The 617-nt window shown below is 56.1% G+C and carries 1 protein-coding gene; it reads left to right on the top strand.

What is annotated here, in order from left to right:
• The coding region (locus B5G16_RS12455; RefSeq protein WP_204228116.1) for an IS256 family transposase at positions 1-584 on the top strand (584 nt) is incomplete at its 5' end.
• Positions 585-617 lie beyond the last annotated feature (33 nt).

Genomic DNA, 617 nt, shown 5'->3' with positions numbered 1-617 from the left:
AGCCCACGGAGAGCGCCCTGGGCTGGGGCGAGATGCTCACAGAGCTGCAGGAACGAGGCGTTCGGAAGATCGGCCTGGTGTGTGCCGACGGGCTGAAGGGTCTGGAGGATGTCATCAGTGCGGTCTTTCCCGGAACCCCGCTACAACGCTGTACGACGCACCTGAAACGCAATCTGCTGAGCTGCGTGCGCAACGGCGATAAGGGAGAGCTGGCCGAGGATTTGCGGCAGGTCTTCCGTACGGGAGATCGCAGCTATACGGTAGAGAGGGCCTGGGAACAATGGCAGACACTTTGTGAGAAATGGGGTCAGGATTATCGCAGTTTTCGACGACGGGCGGAGGATCCGGCCTACAAAGCCTACTTCACTTATCTGAACTACGAGGCAAGGATTCAGTCGATGATCTACACGACGAACTGGATCGAGCGTCTGCAGAAAGATTTTCGACGGGTTACACGCATGCGGGGAGCCATGCCCAACGAGGAGTCGGTTCTGTTGTTGATGGGTAAAACGGCCATGGATAAAAAATCCTACCTGAGGCCGGTGCCGCGAATCGATCTGGATCGGGATTTATTCCCCGAGTGAAGACTATAACACAAAAAGAAGAACAACACGCCG

It is taken from the genome of Alistipes sp. An66 (assembly GCF_002161445.1).
GTDB classification, from domain to species: Bacteria; Bacteroidota; Bacteroidia; order Bacteroidales; family Rikenellaceae; genus Alistipes; species Alistipes cottocaccae.
The sequence above is the reverse complement of the archived record's forward strand: the minus strand, read 5'-3'. Positions and strand labels throughout refer to the sequence as shown.